General features: G+C 38.8%; 13 protein-coding genes and 1 pseudogene. 4 read left to right on the top strand and 10 right to left on the bottom strand.

The genetic code is table 11. The features are described from left to right. Positions 1-46: 46 nt before the first annotated feature. On the top strand, positions 47-946 hold the full coding sequence (locus F955_RS07320; RefSeq protein WP_004893023.1) for a LysR substrate-binding domain-containing protein: 900 nt from the start codon (positions 47-49) through the stop codon (positions 944-946). Positions 947-1,310: 364 nt separating this feature from the next. Here F955_RS07320 and map read toward each other — a convergent pair whose 3' ends face one another. After that, entirely contained in the window at positions 1,311-2,105 is a 795-nt protein-coding gene (map, locus tag F955_RS07315) for a type I methionyl aminopeptidase (protein WP_004893021.1), read from the bottom strand. 349 nt (positions 2,106-2,454) lie between these two features. Here map and brnQ point away from each other — a divergent pair, with 349 nt between their 5' ends. Further along, positions 2,455-3,741, top strand: a complete 1,287-nt coding sequence (gene brnQ, locus F955_RS07310; protein WP_004893019.1) for a branched-chain amino acid transport system II carrier protein — start codon at positions 2,455-2,457, stop codon at positions 3,739-3,741. A 585-nt stretch (positions 3,742-4,326) separates the two neighbouring features. Beyond that, a complete protein-coding gene (locus F955_RS07305; protein WP_004893017.1) occupies positions 4,327-4,542 on the top strand; it encodes a hypothetical protein in 216 nt (71 codons plus the stop codon). Positions 4,543-4,651: 109 nt separating this feature from the next. On the opposite strand, the gene F955_RS07300 is transcribed toward F955_RS07305, so the two are convergent. Continuing rightward, the gene (locus F955_RS07300; RefSeq protein WP_004893015.1) at positions 4,652-5,110 is read right to left on the bottom strand and encodes a hypothetical protein; all 459 of its coding nucleotides are present in this window, start codon (positions 5,108-5,110) and stop codon (positions 4,652-4,654) included. A gap of 116 nt (positions 5,111-5,226) precedes the next feature. Here F955_RS07300 and F955_RS07295 point away from each other — a divergent pair, with 116 nt between their 5' ends. Next, positions 5,227-6,096, top strand: coding sequence for an alpha/beta hydrolase family protein (locus F955_RS07295; protein WP_004893013.1), 870 nt, complete (start codon positions 5,227-5,229; stop codon positions 6,094-6,096). Positions 6,097-6,124: 28 nt separating this feature from the next. On the opposite strand, the gene F955_RS07290 is transcribed toward F955_RS07295, so the two are convergent. The 8 genes and pseudogenes from F955_RS07290 to F955_RS07260 all read right to left on the bottom strand — a co-directional run bounded on the left by F955_RS07290 (position 6,125) and on the right by F955_RS07260 (position 15,220). Further along, positions 6,125-7,147, bottom strand: a complete 1,023-nt coding sequence (locus tag F955_RS07290; protein ID WP_004893006.1) for a sensor domain-containing diguanylate cyclase — start codon at positions 7,145-7,147, stop codon at positions 6,125-6,127. A gap of 445 nt (positions 7,148-7,592) precedes the next feature. Then, complete coding sequence (gltS, locus tag F955_RS07285; RefSeq protein WP_004893004.1) at positions 7,593-8,816, bottom strand: sodium/glutamate symporter; 1,224 nt, start codon at positions 8,814-8,816, stop codon at positions 7,593-7,595. A gap of 103 nt (positions 8,817-8,919) precedes the next feature. Then, positions 8,920-9,162: pseudogene (locus F955_RS16830) on the bottom strand (hypothetical protein). 194 nt (positions 9,163-9,356) lie between these two features. Further along, on the bottom strand, positions 9,357-9,974 hold the full coding sequence (locus F955_RS07280) for a hypothetical protein (RefSeq protein ID WP_004893002.1): 618 nt from the start codon (positions 9,972-9,974) through the stop codon (positions 9,357-9,359). A gap of 12 nt (positions 9,975-9,986) precedes the next feature. Further along, positions 9,987-11,324, bottom strand: coding sequence for an ATP-binding protein (locus F955_RS07275; RefSeq protein ID WP_004892997.1), 1,338 nt, complete (start codon positions 11,322-11,324; stop codon positions 9,987-9,989). Positions 11,325-11,453: 129 nt separating this feature from the next. After that, the gene (locus F955_RS07270) at positions 11,454-14,093 is read right to left on the bottom strand and encodes a bifunctional aconitate hydratase 2/2-methylisocitrate dehydratase (RefSeq protein ID WP_004892994.1); all 2,640 of its coding nucleotides are present in this window, start codon (positions 14,091-14,093) and stop codon (positions 11,454-11,456) included. Positions 14,094-14,387: 294 nt separating this feature from the next. Further along, positions 14,388-14,657: a hypothetical protein gene (locus F955_RS07265; RefSeq protein WP_004815762.1), complete on the bottom strand. Its 270-nt coding sequence runs from the start codon at positions 14,655-14,657 to the stop codon at positions 14,388-14,390. A 203-nt stretch (positions 14,658-14,860) separates the two neighbouring features. Next, on the bottom strand, positions 14,861-15,220 hold the full coding sequence (locus F955_RS07260; protein WP_004892990.1) for a hypothetical protein: 360 nt from the start codon (positions 15,218-15,220) through the stop codon (positions 14,861-14,863). Positions 15,221-15,272 lie beyond the last annotated feature (52 nt).

Genomic DNA, 15,272 nt, shown 5'->3' with positions numbered 1-15,272 from the left:
CAATAATTCTTTAATCACCTTATTGTTGCGTATATGGAATGAACTCATGCTGACAGATCTGGATGACTTTTATTGTTTTGCCCAAGTGGTGGAACATGGTGGCTTTAGTGCAGCAGAACGCGCCACTGACATTCCCAAATCCAAACTCAGTCGCCGGGTTTATAATCTGGAAGAACGTCTCGGTGTTCGGCTAATTCAACGTAGCTCACGTCATTTTGCTGTGACTGATATCGGTATGAACATTTACCGTCATGCCCAGGTTATGCTCAGTGCCGCCCAAGCCGCCCATGATCTGGTCGATCATCTCAGTACTGAACCACGCGGCATTATTAAACTCAGCCTGCCAGTTTCTATTGCACAAAACGAAATCGCACGGATTCTCCCTGCATTTCTGAAACAATATCCTGAAATCAAAATTCAGATGATGGTCACGAACCGTCGTGTGGATATCATCAATGAAGGTTTTGATATTGCCCTACGCGTCCGTTCCAGTCTGGATGATGATCCAAATCTGGTAATCCGTCAGTTTGACCAGATCGAACAGCATCTATTTGCCAGTCAGGGCTATCTGAATGAATTTGGTCATCTGAAAAATCCGGAAGAATTGTCCGAGCATAAAATCCTGAGCATGGCGGATGAACATACTGAACAGTTTTTGATATTACACAATAATATGCAACAACAGAAAAAGATCCGCGTTATGCCGACAGTGCTTGGTTCCGATCTAAGTATGCTGGCACAACTGGCTGCTTCAGGCTGTGGTATCACCCTATTACCTGATAACGTCGTGCAGCAATATGTGGAACGTGGTGAACTGGTACGTGTACTTCCGGAATGGAAAGCAGCACATGGTATTTTCCATATGGTTTATCCGTCACGTCGTGGCTTGTTACCTGCTGTTCGGGTCTTTATCGATTATCTGGTTGAGCACCTGCATCATGATTAGATTAATGAGCATCTAAGTAAAATAAAATAATAAGTAAAAAAAGCTCATCTACGGAGGATGAGCTAGTCAGAGTCACTACAGCATTAAGGGGTAACAATATTTACTCTGTAAATCAAAAAATATATCGCTTAGATCATTATCTTGGCTCTTAATCAGTTAATTATACGAGCAAGAATAAATAAAAGAGATTGATACAGCTTATCTATCTAACTCATATAAATATAGAGAATGAATCTCATTTGCACCACTGCAAGGCGTAATATTTTGTATTGTTTTGAAAACGTATGTGTATGCTCATTTACAATTAAAAAAACACTGATTTTTTAAAAATCAGTGTTTTCACAATCAGAGATTTATCTTTTATTTAAATTGCAGGATAAGAGCCCGTGCCTTCTGGCCATGGAGATAACAATTCAAAGCCAGTGTCAGTCACATAAACCATATGCTCCCACTGCGCAGATAACGATTTATCTGCAGTCACCACTGTCCAGCCATCTTTAAGTTCTTTAACACGCGCTTTACCCAGATTCACCATTGGCTCAATAGTGAATACCATGCCTTTTTTTAGTACCAGACCCTGACCCGGTTGACCATAGTGCAGAATGTTTGGCTGTTCATGGTACACCTTACCTATGCCATGACCACAGTATTCACGTACGATACTATAACCTTCACGATGTGCCACAGACTGGATGGCATAACCAATATCACCCAACGTTGCACCCGGTTTAACCGCATGAATACCGGCGACCATTGCTTCATAAGTGGTTTCAACCAGTTTTTTTGCTTCAGCCGAAGGCGTACCAACATAGTACATTCTACTAGTATCACCAAAATAGCCATCTTTAATAATCGCAACATCGATATTGATGATATCGCCATCTTTTAATACGGTAGTTGCTGATGGAATGCCATGACACACCACTTCATTAGGTGAAATGCAGGTAGTCTTGGTATAACCGTAATACCCCACATTCGCCGGAATAACATGGAGTTTATTCACAATAAAATCATTACAGATGTCATCCAGGTATTCTGTCGTGACACCTGGCTTCACATGCTCTCCGATCATTGCTAAAACCTCAGCAGCCAGACGGCCCGATATACGAAGTTTTTCGATATCCTGTTCAGTTTTAAGACTTATCGTCGAAGCTCTCATGTGTTCATCCTCTTGGTCAATCCTTGAATTATAGACCCTTTTTTCGAAAGATGCGGTGAATTCCTTCAATAACAGTGATCGGAAAATGTATATTTAAAACATGTATTGCTTATAGATTAAACAAATAAAACTATTCAGGATTTTTTAAAAATATTGATAATTTATGATGATTTTTATGAATTATAAATTTATTTGATTGAATTCATAAATTTATTTTCACCAAAGTTCTACCTATCAGTTAAACAGAAAATTACTCAAGGAAATTCATCGAGGCTCAAGCCAAAAGGTGCTCCAAAAATCAGCATATTTCCTTTAAAATCGCTTTCTTTTGTGCGTTTATTCTCCCTCTATGACAAGTCTCCGTACTCGGGATATTGTTGCCTTAGGTTTTATGACCTTTGCACTGTTCATCGGTGCCGGCAACATTATCTTTCCACCGATTGTGGCTCAACAAGCCGGTGAGCATGTATGGTTAGCTGCTCTAGGTTTCCTGGTTACTGCAGTTGGCCTGCCTGTTATCACCATCGTGGCACTGTCTCGTGTTGAAGGTTCAATCCAGATCTTAAGTTCACCTTTAGGTAAAGCCGCAAGTCTTTTACTGACCGTGGTTTGTTATCTCACTGTTGGACCTTTATTCGCAACACCACGTACTGCAACCGTTTCCTATGAAATTGGTTTCTCCTCTTATTTTGGTAATGAGCCAAGTAATCTGCTGATCTATAGTGTGATCTATTTTGCTGTAGTGACACTGGTTTCGCTGTACCCAAATAAAATTCTGGATACTGTGGGTTACTTCCTGTCTCCATTGAAAATTATTGCCTTGGTCATTTTAGGTGTAGCTGCAGTTCTTATTCCTGCCAGTAATCCACCTGCTGCGATTGGTAATTATGTTTCTAGCCCGGTCACTGAAGGCATCGTCAATGGTTATCTGACCATGGATACTTTGGGTGCCTTGGTCTTTGGTATCGTGATTGTGCGTGCAATTACTTCTCGTGGGGTCACTGACCGTAAGCTGATTACCAAATATGCGGTAAATGCTGCCATTATTTCCGGGATCGGCCTAACCTTGGTTTACCTCAGCCTGTTTAAATTGGGTCTGGGTAGTCATGAAGTTGCCCCAAATGCTGCCAATGGTGCGATTATTCTACATGCTTATGTACAACATGCCTTTGGTGATATGGGTGCCTATTTCCTTGCAATTATGATCTTTGTTGCCTGCATGGTAACTGCGATCGGGCTGACCTGTGCATGTGCTGAATATTTCTCATCGATTACTCGTTTACCATACAAAGCCTTTGTATTTGTTCTGGTTGGCTTCTCGCTGGTGATTTCAAACCTCGGTTTGACCAAACTGATTGCCGTTTCTGTGCCTGTACTGAGCGCGATTTATCCGCCTGCAATTGCATTGATCCTGCTGAGCTTCTGTGGACATTTCTTTAAAAAGCCTGCTCAAGTTGTTGCACCAACCACACTGGCTGCATTTATTTTCGGTATATTTGATGGTCTTAAAGTTGCCGGTTTTGATTTACCTGCTGCACTTCAGAATTTGCCGCTTTCTGAGCAAAACATGGCATGGCTTATCCCAGCCCTGATTGTTCTCGTGATTTCAGCTGTAATTGACCGTATCAGAAACTAATCTTTCTGCGCAGTGTCAATAAATCGTCTTTTTACCCAGAATACGATTTAAGCATGATCAATAATTGTCAGGTTTTACCCAAACGGACATTTATTGGTTCAATTCACTGCATGATTATCACTAAGCAAGCGTTCAGTTAAAAGTAGATAAAATTTAGCTGATACACAATTTAACCATTCGTTTAGCTAAACTACCCTAATCATTTCCAAAATTATTCAATTTCATTTACTTATATCAATATTCTAACAAATTTTATAATTCTTCAGCATCCCGCATACACGTGCTTACATTCTCTGTCGAGTAAACTACATATTGTGGCGTAAAATTTGCATTTTTCCGCTTGTGCCATTTAAGTTTTATCACCCAGCACTGCCTTAAACCCTAATTTAAGCATTTAAATGGTTCAGGTAAATTGCTGTACTTTGATAATTTTTATAGCTCTACGACTAAAGTTGCTGTATTTCACCAGAACAGTCATCCGGAGCTATTGAAAAGTTCTGGTATTCGAAGTACAACTGTATGTTCAATTCTGATCAATCCACTCAGTTTTGGACATCAATAACACTAAAAATAGGAGGGATGGAGATGTTATCAGTACATTTCAAAAAGCAAGTCTTCATTGACGCTCTTAAAGCCAATTCTAACCTTGTGGTGTTTCTAAGCACTACCTTTGCGCTAATGTTGACTTTAATCGTTCACTGCGTAATTCAAGGCAATTTAAAGCCAGAGTATTTAGCGTATGCGCTGATCGTCTCGGCTGCATTTTACCTATGGGTGGTCATTGACCAGAAATATCGCTAATTAACCTTGATGTTGAACCACATGGATGACTTGGCCACTCATCCATGTGGTAGAAGAAAAAGAAAAGTCCAATTCAAGTATTTCTCCTTCCAATCAGAATAAAAATAATCTAAAACAGCCCCTGTGTTGCGCCCCAAAGTAAGATTCCTGTTCCACCTAGTTCTGCCACAATTAACCCGATCATCGCCAAAGTCATTAATATGCCCGGTAACTGAACCTTGCCCAATTGATGCGGTTTTTTGAATTGGTTGGTGGTGTCTTTCAGCACGCCATGCAGAATATAAGCCCCAATTGAGAAGCTGAAAAAAGCAAGATTCAATACTACACAGATCAGATTTATAGTTTCTGAAAATTGAGAATAATAAGCCAATACCGCAAGAATTAGTGTGGCTGGTGCATACAACAAGCTGCTACGATGGGCAATATCGACATAATAATGTGCCCGTGACTGGGCTGAATTGCGGATCTGCAGATATTTCCACACTCCTGTCAACATCCCTACCCATAAGAAAATTCCACTAAATAAAATTGCCAGTTTAACTGCCAGACTAAGCTCGATTAGCTGCATATCCTAATTCCATTATGTTCATTATTTTGACTTTTTAGTCATGTTTTAAAACCGCTCCTGCCCGGAACTGGTGTAGATTAATTCTTGATAATGATCCCAAAAATATAGTGTAGTGCATGTCCGAATTTAAAACATTGACCATTAAGTGCAAGGATGGCTATCCATTGACAGCACGTTTTTATGCCGCTAATGCAGCTAGCCGAAAAGCTTTACCTATACTAATCTGCCCGGCGACCGGAATTACAGCACAGTTCTATCACAGTTTTAATGTGTGGCTTCAGGCACAAGGATATGATGTATTGTGTTTTGACTTTCGCGGTATTGGTCAGTCCCTGAATGGTCCTTTAAAAAAATCTAAAGCCAGCATCGTGCAATGGGGACAGTTAGATATTCCCGCTGCGATTGATGCTTTGAGAGATAGAACCAAAGCTGAACAAGTCATTTTGGTCGGTCATAGTGCTGGTGGGCAGTTACTCGGGATCGTACCGAACTATGACAAAGTAGCCAAAGTCATAGCTGTATCTGGCTCAACCGGTCATGTGAAAGGCTTAAAAGGTCGAACCAAATTACTCGCTCCTGTGATGTTTGATGTAATTTTTCCACTGTCACGTTTTACACTGGGTTATGGACCGACCAGCAAGATTGGTATGGGGGAAAACCTGCCTAAAGATGTAGCTAAACAGTGGGCACAGTTCTGTAGCAAGCCGGGTTATGTCCTCAATGCGATTGGCAAGACAGTTGCAAAAACAGCAAATCATCATGAACAGATCACCTGCCCGATTACGGTGCTGTGGAGTTCGGATGATGAAATTGCGACCGAAGCCAATGTCAAAGATTTGATCCGTTTATATCCAAACGCCCAAACCAGTCATAAAGAACTTAAACCTTCCTCTTTTGGACATAAAGCGATTGGTCATATGTTGATGTTTAAACGTAGCCATCAGAATTTATGGCCTGTGATTGAGCGGGAAATGGCTTCAATCTGATGCTTTTTCAACTTGTTGATTTATCCCATCAGGCCTGTAACCCGACCTGATGGTTTTTATTTATGCCCTGTTGCTTACGTTGGTGTTTTTGCGCATACATGCGTAAATCGGCACACTCTAATAATGTCTCAATTTCCACACCGTCTTCAGGATAAACTGACAGCCCGATACTTAAACCAATCTGTAAGCTCATTTCTTCAAAATTAAAAACTGCATCACAGGCTTGAGAAATATCTTGCATCGTTAATAGAGCCTGATTTCGGTCAGTATTCATGTCTAAAATAAGTGCAAACTCATCCCCACCCAGCCGAGCTATGACAACCTCATCGTCTAGTGTTGCTTTTAGTCGTGTTGCAATTTCTTTTAATGCTGCATCTCCTACTCGATGCCCATACTGATCATTAATCGATTTCAGTCTATCCATATCCAGCATACAAACGTTTAGTGATTGCTGTTGCCGTTCCGCCAGGCTCATGCGTTGCCGTAGACAATCTAAAAATAATGCCCGATTGGCAAGTCCGGTTAGGCTGTCTTGAGTTGCCATTTTATATAATACTTGTGCATCAAATTTGGTGGCATGATACATCGCTGCGGCAAATGTTTCGGACATCAAGCTTAATAACTTTAAATCACGAAGTTTAAATGCTGCAACTTGATCAGAATAGATTTTAAGTACACCGACCACTTCATGGGCATGAATTAAAGGCACGACTGCCATAGAGCGTAGGCCAACTCGATGACAGGCTTGACGATCTACCCGTGGATCATTTTCACAATCTTCACAATATAAAATACGGTTTTCTGCGATACATAAGCCGGACAAGCTATTCTCTCTTGCAAGGCGTAAACCCAATAAATGTGCTGCCCCGCCCGACACTGCGCGATAGACCATATCTTCGCCTTCATCCAATTCCACCACAGCACCTTGAGCACCAGTAATCTGTTGAATTTTATCTGCAATTAGTGTCATGACTGCATTCAGATCATGGCCTAGTTTTATAATTTCTGTTTGGGTATGAATGACGGATAAAAGCTGTTCTTGGGTTGGCATCAATGCGCTTTAAGATTGAAAAATAGCCGCTATTCTAAGAACTCGGTCAGGCTTTGTATAGCAAACTTTTGATGTTATTGTTTAATTTAAAAGCAATTCTTTTCATTTAAATTTTAGAAATATAATCTCTCTCAACCTTTTGATTGAAATTGGTACGGCTCAGTATCCGAACCTTTGCTGGCAGAGAATGTAGAAAGCATTTTCAATATTAAGCTAAAGTATTTAAATTGAATTTTATAGTTTGAACAAACTTAAATTAAAATGATGTTCTTACATTGAATAATTTTAAACAGTTGATGTTTCATTATCTTTTACTGGAGATTTATGTTTTAATGCTTACAGTATGAGATGAGCCTCTTACAGTATGTGCCTCAGATGTGCATACGACTAGCCCCTAACCATGGGGCTTTTTCATGTCTATATGATTTTAAAGTCGTATTAAAATTTATCCGAAAAATGCAATGATGCTCTGAATCACCACAGCATTCACAATATCAATAAAAAATGCACCACACAGCGGTACGATCAAAAATGCTTTATGTGATGGACCATAACTATTGGTGACCGCCTGAATATTGGCAATCGCAGTTGGTGTTGCTCCCATACCAAAACCACAATGCCCCGCTACCAAAACGGCTGCATCGTAATTTTTTCCCATGATTCTAAAGGTCACAATTGCGGTAAATAAAATCAGTACCGCTGTCTGCGCAAACAAAATGGTAATGAGCGGGCCTGCCAAATCGGCCAGTAACCAGAGTTGCAGTGACAGTAAAGCCATAGATAAATACAGGGATAATGACGCATTTCCGAATACATCAATAGCACGGTCGAAGATATCGACTTTCAGTACATGCTCCAGGAAGTTACGTACAATCACCCCTGTCCCTAAGGCCCAGACAAAGGTCGGCAGTTCGAACCATCGTCCTTGACTAATCTCTGTCATTTCATTCGCAACAAAAATACATAGTGCAAACATCCCCAAAGTCGACACTGCATTACTGGCTGTAATCAACCGGGTTTTCTTTGGATATTCGAAGGGTGCGGTGTTGATGCTAGTATCGAGTTGTTGCTCATTGGTCTCTTGCGCTACTGTCTCTGCCAATTGATTGCGTTTAATCAAGAATTTGGCAACCGGACCGCCCACAAGTCCACCAATAATCAAACCAAAAGTAGCGCTTGCCATTCCGAGGACAATTGCCCCCTGTATTCCATATTGAGTTTCAAGCACTTCACCCCAAGCACCGGCAGTACCATGTCCACCCGTTAAGGTAACAGAACCGACAATCAGACCAATCAATGGATCAAGCCCAAGTGCTGTGGCTAAACTCATGCCAACCGCATTTTGTACAACTACAAATAGAATGACACAGACCAGAAAGATCAGCAGTGATTTCCCACCTTCTTTGAGCTTTGTAAAGTCTGCACTTAAACCAACAGAGGTAAAGAACATCAGCATCAGAATGGTTTGAATTTCTGAGTCAAATGTGGCACTGATATTAAAAAATTTATAGAGAATAAAAGCTGTAATCGCTGCGATTAGACCGCCGATTACAGGCTCAGGTAAGTTATAGTTTCTAAAGAAGCTAATTTTACTAACCAGATACCGCCCAATAAAAAGAAAAAATACTGCAATCACCAAGGTGCCAAAGGCATCGATTTCATAATTCATAACATTCCCTATTAGCTTTATTTTCATACAGTTTTAGGAAAACAGTATGAAAAATCAATTTTAGAAATGTTATGCAAGTTATTGTTTCTAGTAATTGTTTAATTTATGTCCTAAATAGATTCAATAAATACGATGGAATATCATAAACCCAATTGTGTGCTTGCTGGTCTGTGGTGGTTTCACAGACATAGTAATCATGATCCCAAGCGTCTTGATGGAAGATTTCCTTTTTATGGTAAGTCACCTATTTACCATTTTCGATACACACGAAACTATCGCCTTGGTCTTTAACTTGAGTTCCATTTAAGAAACCGCCAATACAAAGGAATCGGGATTGTGAGGTCATTGCATTTTTAAATTACTGAATCATATTTCAATTAAACATGGTATAAGTCAAATATTAAATTAGAATTAGCCAGTGAATTAATATGACTTATATAAATTTAATAAATGAAACTGCATAATTTTTCCATACTTTTTTGTACATAAGTTACACGGCCAATTCAGCCTTTTAAAAATAAAAATTGTCAAATTAACTAATCAATTTAGTTCACACACTTTCATATTATTAATTACATGGGGTAATGGTAAGAGTTCATCAACATTCCATTCAAGTGTAGGTATTTTATATCCTTTATATTCTTTGCATATAAAATTAAATTGGCGAGTTTTAACACTTGTAGTTGTTTTTTGTACTGATTTAGGTTTTTTAGCTAAGATTCCATAAACTTCCACCTTATAAGGTAGATGAGTAAAATTCAAGTTATGCTGCAATATTAAATAATCGAGAAAATTTTTGCCTGATCGAATTTGATGAGCAGCCCCAGAGGAATTAAATGACTTCATTTCTAAAATAAAAACTTTCAGAATACTATTATCTTGATCTGGATAAATAATAGTTAAATCATTTTTTGAGCATATATTTGCAGTTGAAGTTTTAAAGATATCAAAGGGATTTAAATTTTGCCCTGTATCAATGCATTTTGAATCTAATGAATATGTAAAATTGGTAATATTTCCTTGAATTTTTAATTCATGGGATTTTAAAATTCCACCCTCATTATTCTCCTCAATAAGGATAAAATTCCTATTAAGGTTTTTAACATATTTGGGATTTATAATTTGTTGAAAATTATTAATTAGATCTTTAACGTTCAATGTAATTACCTATTATTCACTATCTAATTGAAATTGAATTAAAGAGTAAGCCTCATTCATTGAATTAATTACATTGTCGAAAGTATCAACTTGTACCCCATACATTGATTCCATTGGTAACATAGTTGCATTTCCATTCTCAAAGCAATATGCAACTAATTGATCACAACTTAATTTATCTCTACTCAAATATCCATATTTAGACATAGTCTCTTTTTTATTAGAAAAATCATTATTTAACATTATTAATGAATTCAACTCTCTAATAAAATAATCACTATGAGTACTAATTGCAACTTTAATACCTTTATTAACTAAGAATGCTATAAATCGAGCCATATGCCTTTGAGCATCAGGGTGTAAGTTTATTTCAGGCTCATCGATCATTAATAAATCATTATAAGCCGCCATATTATTTAGATATACCCATAATGCTAAATTTGCTTTAATAGCAGAAGAAGCTAAATGCAAAGATATTTCATTACCTTTATTATCTTGAAAGTAAATATGCCCTTTTTCCTTTCTAAAAGTAACAGGGATAAATTCATTTAAATATGGCAATGAACTAGACAAAAAAGTACTTTTAACCTTATGATCAAATTCCTGATCAAAAAGAAAATCAATATATGCCTCTATGGGGCGAGAATAATAAGTTCTATTTAGAATAGAATCCAAATCCTTCTCATCCAATCCTCCATGACTATGCAAATATTTATTTATATTTTTCTTCTGAGTATTTAAATCATTAAAGAATAAATTTAAACCAGCACGCTCAGTTGGCATTAAAAATGATTTTTTAGCTAATGGACTAAGAATTGTTTTAGCAATAATAGTACTAAGATAATCTTTAAATAAAAATATTGGAAACTCTCTTGATATAAAGTTGTTCTTCACCATTATAATTTTAGTTTTTTGACTATAAATAACTTCAAATATACCATTTCTATCTAGATCAATGCAGTCTAAACTAAAAGTATTAAAAAAATTATTTTTAAAATCTTCAAAGGGATAAGTTATTGATATTTTAGAATCTTTAAAAAATCGAGACTCAACATTAAAAGTCTTCGCTACTAATTCCGGTATAGAACTATTAATTTTTGAAATCAAATCATTCCAATTTTCATTAAGAAAATTTTCTAAATTAAATTCAATAATACCCACTTGCCGAAGTGTTATTGCATGTGTCTCAACACATTTAAACCCTATTCTGTCAGCTAAAGAAGCTAATGCCCATAAGGTATACATAGCATAAGTTTTACCGCTATTATTTTTTCCCGTTATTATAGTTAAAGGTTTTGGTTCTAGTACTATATGTTTAATTGCACCTAAATTACGAATTTCGATTTTCATATCTGAATCAAATGTATAGAGAACTATTTTAGTTTAGCATTCAATTATATAAAAACAACATATAAGTAACCTAGAAAAAAAATAAAGGCCGATTTCTCGACCCTTATTTTTAAACTACCGTTTGATCAATTAAGCCAATTGAGCAGCAGCAATTTTCTTAGTATCGATGTCTTTAGCAGCATCTGTATACTCGCTCATCTTGTCGAAGTTCAAGTATTGGTAGATGTCAGCTGACATGCTGTCGATTTGAGCAGCGTACTGCTGGTATTCTTCTGGAGAAGGTAATTTACCCAATACAGCAGCAACAGATGCAAGCTCAGCAGATGCTAGATAAACGTTCGCACCTTGACCTAGACGGTTCGGGAAGTTACGAGTAGAAGTCGATACACAAGTTGTGTTCGGTGCTACACGTGCCTGGTTACCCATACATAGTGAACAGCCTGGCATTTCTGTACGAGCGCCAGCTTTACCATAAGTATTGTAGAAACCTTCTTCCATCAACTGGTGTTCATCCATACGAGTTGGAGGAGCCAACCATAGACGAGTAGATAAAGAACCGCCAGGAACTTTGTCTAGAAGTTTACCAGCTGCACGGAAGTGACCAATGTTAGTCATACAAGAGCCGATGAATACTTCATCAATTTTCACGCCTTGAACGTCAGAAAGAAGTTTTGCATCATCTGGGTCATTCGGGCAGCAAAGAACTGGTTCAGTAATCGTAGAAAGGTCGATTTCGTACACTTTAGTGTATTCAGCATCAGCATCAGCTTTAAGAAGTGATGGATTTTCCAACCATTTTTCCATGTTCTCAACACGGCGCGCCATAGTACGAGCATCGCCATAGCCTTGTGAAATCATCCACTTCAGCATAGTGATGTTAGAACGCAGGTATTCAGCAACTTTCTCTTCAGAAAGCGTGATCGCACAACCAGCCGCAGAACGTTCAGCAGAAGCATCAGAAAGTTCGAATGCCTGCTCAACAGTCAGATCAGTTTCCATTTCTGTCAGGTCGATCTCAAGGATACGGCCAGAGAAGATGTTTTTCTTACCTTTCTTCTCTACAGTCAGGTCACCTTCTTGGATCGCTACGTAAGGAATCGCATGTACTAGGTCACGTAGAGTGATACCAGGTTGCATTTTACCTTTGAACTTCACAAGAACAGACTCTGGCATGTCAAGTGGCATAACACCAGTTGCTGCAGCAAACGCTACCAGACCAGAACCCGCCGGGAATGAAATACCAATTGGGAAACGAGTATGCGAGTCACCACCAGTACCTACTGTATCTGGAAGAAGCATACGGTTTAACCAAGAGTGGATAATACCGTCACCTGGACGTAGAGAAACACCACCACGGTTCATGATGAAATCAGGAAGCGTGTGTTGCATTTGAACGTCAACTGGTTTTGGATACGCAGCTGTGTGACAGAAAGATTGCATTACCAAGTCAGCAGAGAAGCCGAGGCAAGCCAAATCTTTAAGTTCGTCACGAGTCATCGGACCAGTTGTATCTTGAGAACCAACAGTTGTCATACGTGGTTCACAGTATGTACCTGGAACAACACCTTGACCTTCTGGAAGACCACAAGCACGACCAACCATCTTCTGAGCAAGCGTAAAGCCTTTGCCAGTTGCAGCAGGTTGTACTGGTGTACGGAACAATGTAGAAGCAGGAAGACCTAATTCTTCACGTGCTTTAGTAGTCAAACCACGACCAATGATCAGGTTGATACGGCCGCCAGCGCGAACTTCGTCTAGAAGTACTGGAGTTTTAAGATCAGCTTCAGCGATTTGAGCACCGTCTTTGAACGCAGTTACTTTAGCAGCAGCTTTGTCGATCTTAAGCGTGATTTCATCGCCCATGTTCATGTTTGCTACATCGATTTCAACTGGTAATGCACCAGCATCTTCCATCGTGTTGAAGAAAATCGGAGCAATTTTAGAACCTAAGCAGTAACCGCCTTCTTTCTTGTTCGGAATGTGCGGAATTTCGTCACCGAAGAACCAAAGTACAGAGTTAGTAGCAGACTTACGAGAAGAACCTGTGCCAACAACGTCACCTACGTAAGCAACCTGGTTGCCTTTCGCGATCAATTCTTTGATCTGGTTTAATGGCCCAACTTCACCAGGAACTTCTGGGTTGATGCCATCACGTACGTTTTTCAACATTGCATTTGCGTGCAATGGAATGTCTGGACGGCTCCAAGCGTCTTGTGCTGGAGACAGGTCATCAGTATTCGTTTCGCCAGTTACTTTGAAAACTGTCAGTTTGATTTCTTCAGGAACGTCTTTACGGTTTGTGAACCATTCAGCGTCAGCCCAAGATTGAAGAACTGCTTTCGCATTTGCATTGCCTGCACGTGCTTTGTCGGCAACGTCATGGAACGCATCAAATACAAGAAGAGTTTTCTTCAACGCTTCTGCAGCAAGTTCACCTAGTGCAGCGTCGTCTAAAAGTTCTACTAAAGGAGCAACGTTATAACCACCAAGCATAGTGCCCAGTAAGTAAACCGCACGTTCTTTAGAAACTAGTGGAGAAGTCGCTTCGCCTTTTGCCAATGCAGCTAAGAACGCAGCTTTTACGTATGCAGCTTGGTCAACACCTGCAGGAACACGGTTTTCAAGCAAGTCAACTAGGTATGCTTCTTCACCCGCTGGTGGATTTTTTAATAATTCAACTAATGCAGCAGTTTGAGCATCGTCAAGTGGCTTCGGTGGGACTCCGAGTGCGGCACGTTCTTCAACGTGTTGGCGGTAAGCTTCTAGCACGGTTTATTCCTCTTTTTTAAAAAATTATCTGTGAATTCCTACTTTATAGAGCTTCACAAATAATATGGACTCTCAAATTTTACTAAAATTCCAGTTAAAAGTTAATGCAAGTAAAGTGTTTCTTTGTGATGCTCATTATTTTGTAAATAAATGATGTGCATAATGATTATTTGATAGTCAAAAATCTGTTTTCTTGCATAAATTAAGCTCTAATTGAGCACTTTTAGCTGAATTTCACTTATAAAAAAGGCAACACGAATGTTGCCTGAGTTATAAGAAAAAAGATACTCCACCTTAGTGTACTGTGCTTGTGCTCAAATATTGGTTAAATGCATCACGACAGCCTTCAAATTTGAGTACACACTGGTCTTCGTAGGTGCCGTTATGATTGTTACTGGCAAAGGAAATATCGACCAGATAGAGTTTTTTATTTTGATCAAGAATACGTTTTAAACTGACTTTATCACCAACGCTCAGCACGTAGTTTCCACCACCAATGATCGCCATGCCCTGTTCATCTTCGAGCAACAGGTCTGCATGATGTAAGTATCCCACAACGTTCATAATGCTGCTCCTTTTTAATTATTTTGGAGATATTTTCATTATTCGATATTTAGATAAGTATTGCTATATTTTAGATTTAGAATTTGTCACAAATTGTACAAGCCGCTTAGGCTATTTTTATAAGAAATTAGTATTAGATAAATAACTTCTTCACGCTTGCATAAAATAATTTGAATATGGCAAAGCTATAAAAAAACCGTTCCTTAGAACGGTTTATAATCTGGCAATTCGTCATGCGGTGTTGCAATACATTTTTCAGTATATTCAGCACGGATTTTTTCACGCGATTCTTTCACATCTTTGGTGATTTCATCCAATGGCATTTTATAAACGTCATCAATAATGGTCATGACGAATGCTTTGGTAGTTTCATCTTCAACCTTGCTGGCATGTTCAACAGCTTTTTCTTTCTCAATGCCATTTTGACGGTCCAGCATGATACTGCGTGCAGCATTGCCCACACTACGACAATAACCTTGCCACTGCTCTTCAGGGGTGAGTGGTTTCTTTTCGGCACAGCCAGCCAAAGCCACCAAAACAGATAAAGCAAATAACTTTTTCATGAACTTCTCCTTACGCAGGGCAATATAAAAGATCACAGCGCATTTGTCATTT

It is taken from the genome of Acinetobacter schindleri CIP 107287 (assembly GCF_000368625.1).
Classification (GTDB): domain Bacteria; phylum Pseudomonadota; class Gammaproteobacteria; order Pseudomonadales; family Moraxellaceae; genus Acinetobacter; species Acinetobacter schindleri.
The sequence above is the reverse complement of the archived record's forward strand: the minus strand, read 5'-3'. Positions and strand labels throughout refer to the sequence as shown.

What these genes read in the sequence shown, in the direction of transcription:
- F955_RS07260 (WP_004892990.1), bottom strand. Translation starts at nt 15,220, where the DNA reads ATGAAAAAGTTATTTGCTTTATCTGTTTTGGTGGCTTTGGCTGGCTGT.
- map (WP_004893021.1), bottom strand. Translation starts at nt 2,105, where the DNA reads ATGAGAGCTTCGACGATAAGTCTTAAAACTGAACAGGATATCGAAAAA.
- F955_RS07275 (WP_004892997.1), bottom strand. Translation starts at nt 11,324, where the DNA reads ATGAAAATCGAAATTCGTAATTTAGGTGCAATTAAACATATAGTACTA.
- gltS (WP_004893004.1), bottom strand. Translation starts at nt 8,816, where the DNA reads ATGAATTATGAAATCGATGCCTTTGGCACCTTGGTGATTGCAGTATTT.
- F955_RS07305 (WP_004893017.1), top strand. Translation starts at nt 4,327, where the DNA reads ATGTTATCAGTACATTTCAAAAAGCAAGTCTTCATTGACGCTCTTAAA.
- F955_RS07300 (WP_004893015.1), bottom strand. Translation starts at nt 5,110, where the DNA reads ATGCAGCTAATCGAGCTTAGTCTGGCAGTTAAACTGGCAATTTTATTT.
- F955_RS07265 (WP_004815762.1), bottom strand. Translation starts at nt 14,657, where the DNA reads ATGAACGTTGTGGGATACTTACATCATGCAGACCTGTTGCTCGAAGAT.
- brnQ (WP_004893019.1), top strand. Translation starts at nt 2,455, where the DNA reads ATGACAAGTCTCCGTACTCGGGATATTGTTGCCTTAGGTTTTATGACC.
- F955_RS07290 (WP_004893006.1), bottom strand. Translation starts at nt 7,147, where the DNA reads ATGCCAACCCAAGAACAGCTTTTATCCGTCATTCATACCCAAACAGAA.
- F955_RS07320 (WP_004893023.1), top strand. Translation starts at nt 47, where the DNA reads ATGCTGACAGATCTGGATGACTTTTATTGTTTTGCCCAAGTGGTGGAA.
- F955_RS07295 (WP_004893013.1), top strand. Translation starts at nt 5,227, where the DNA reads ATGTCCGAATTTAAAACATTGACCATTAAGTGCAAGGATGGCTATCCA.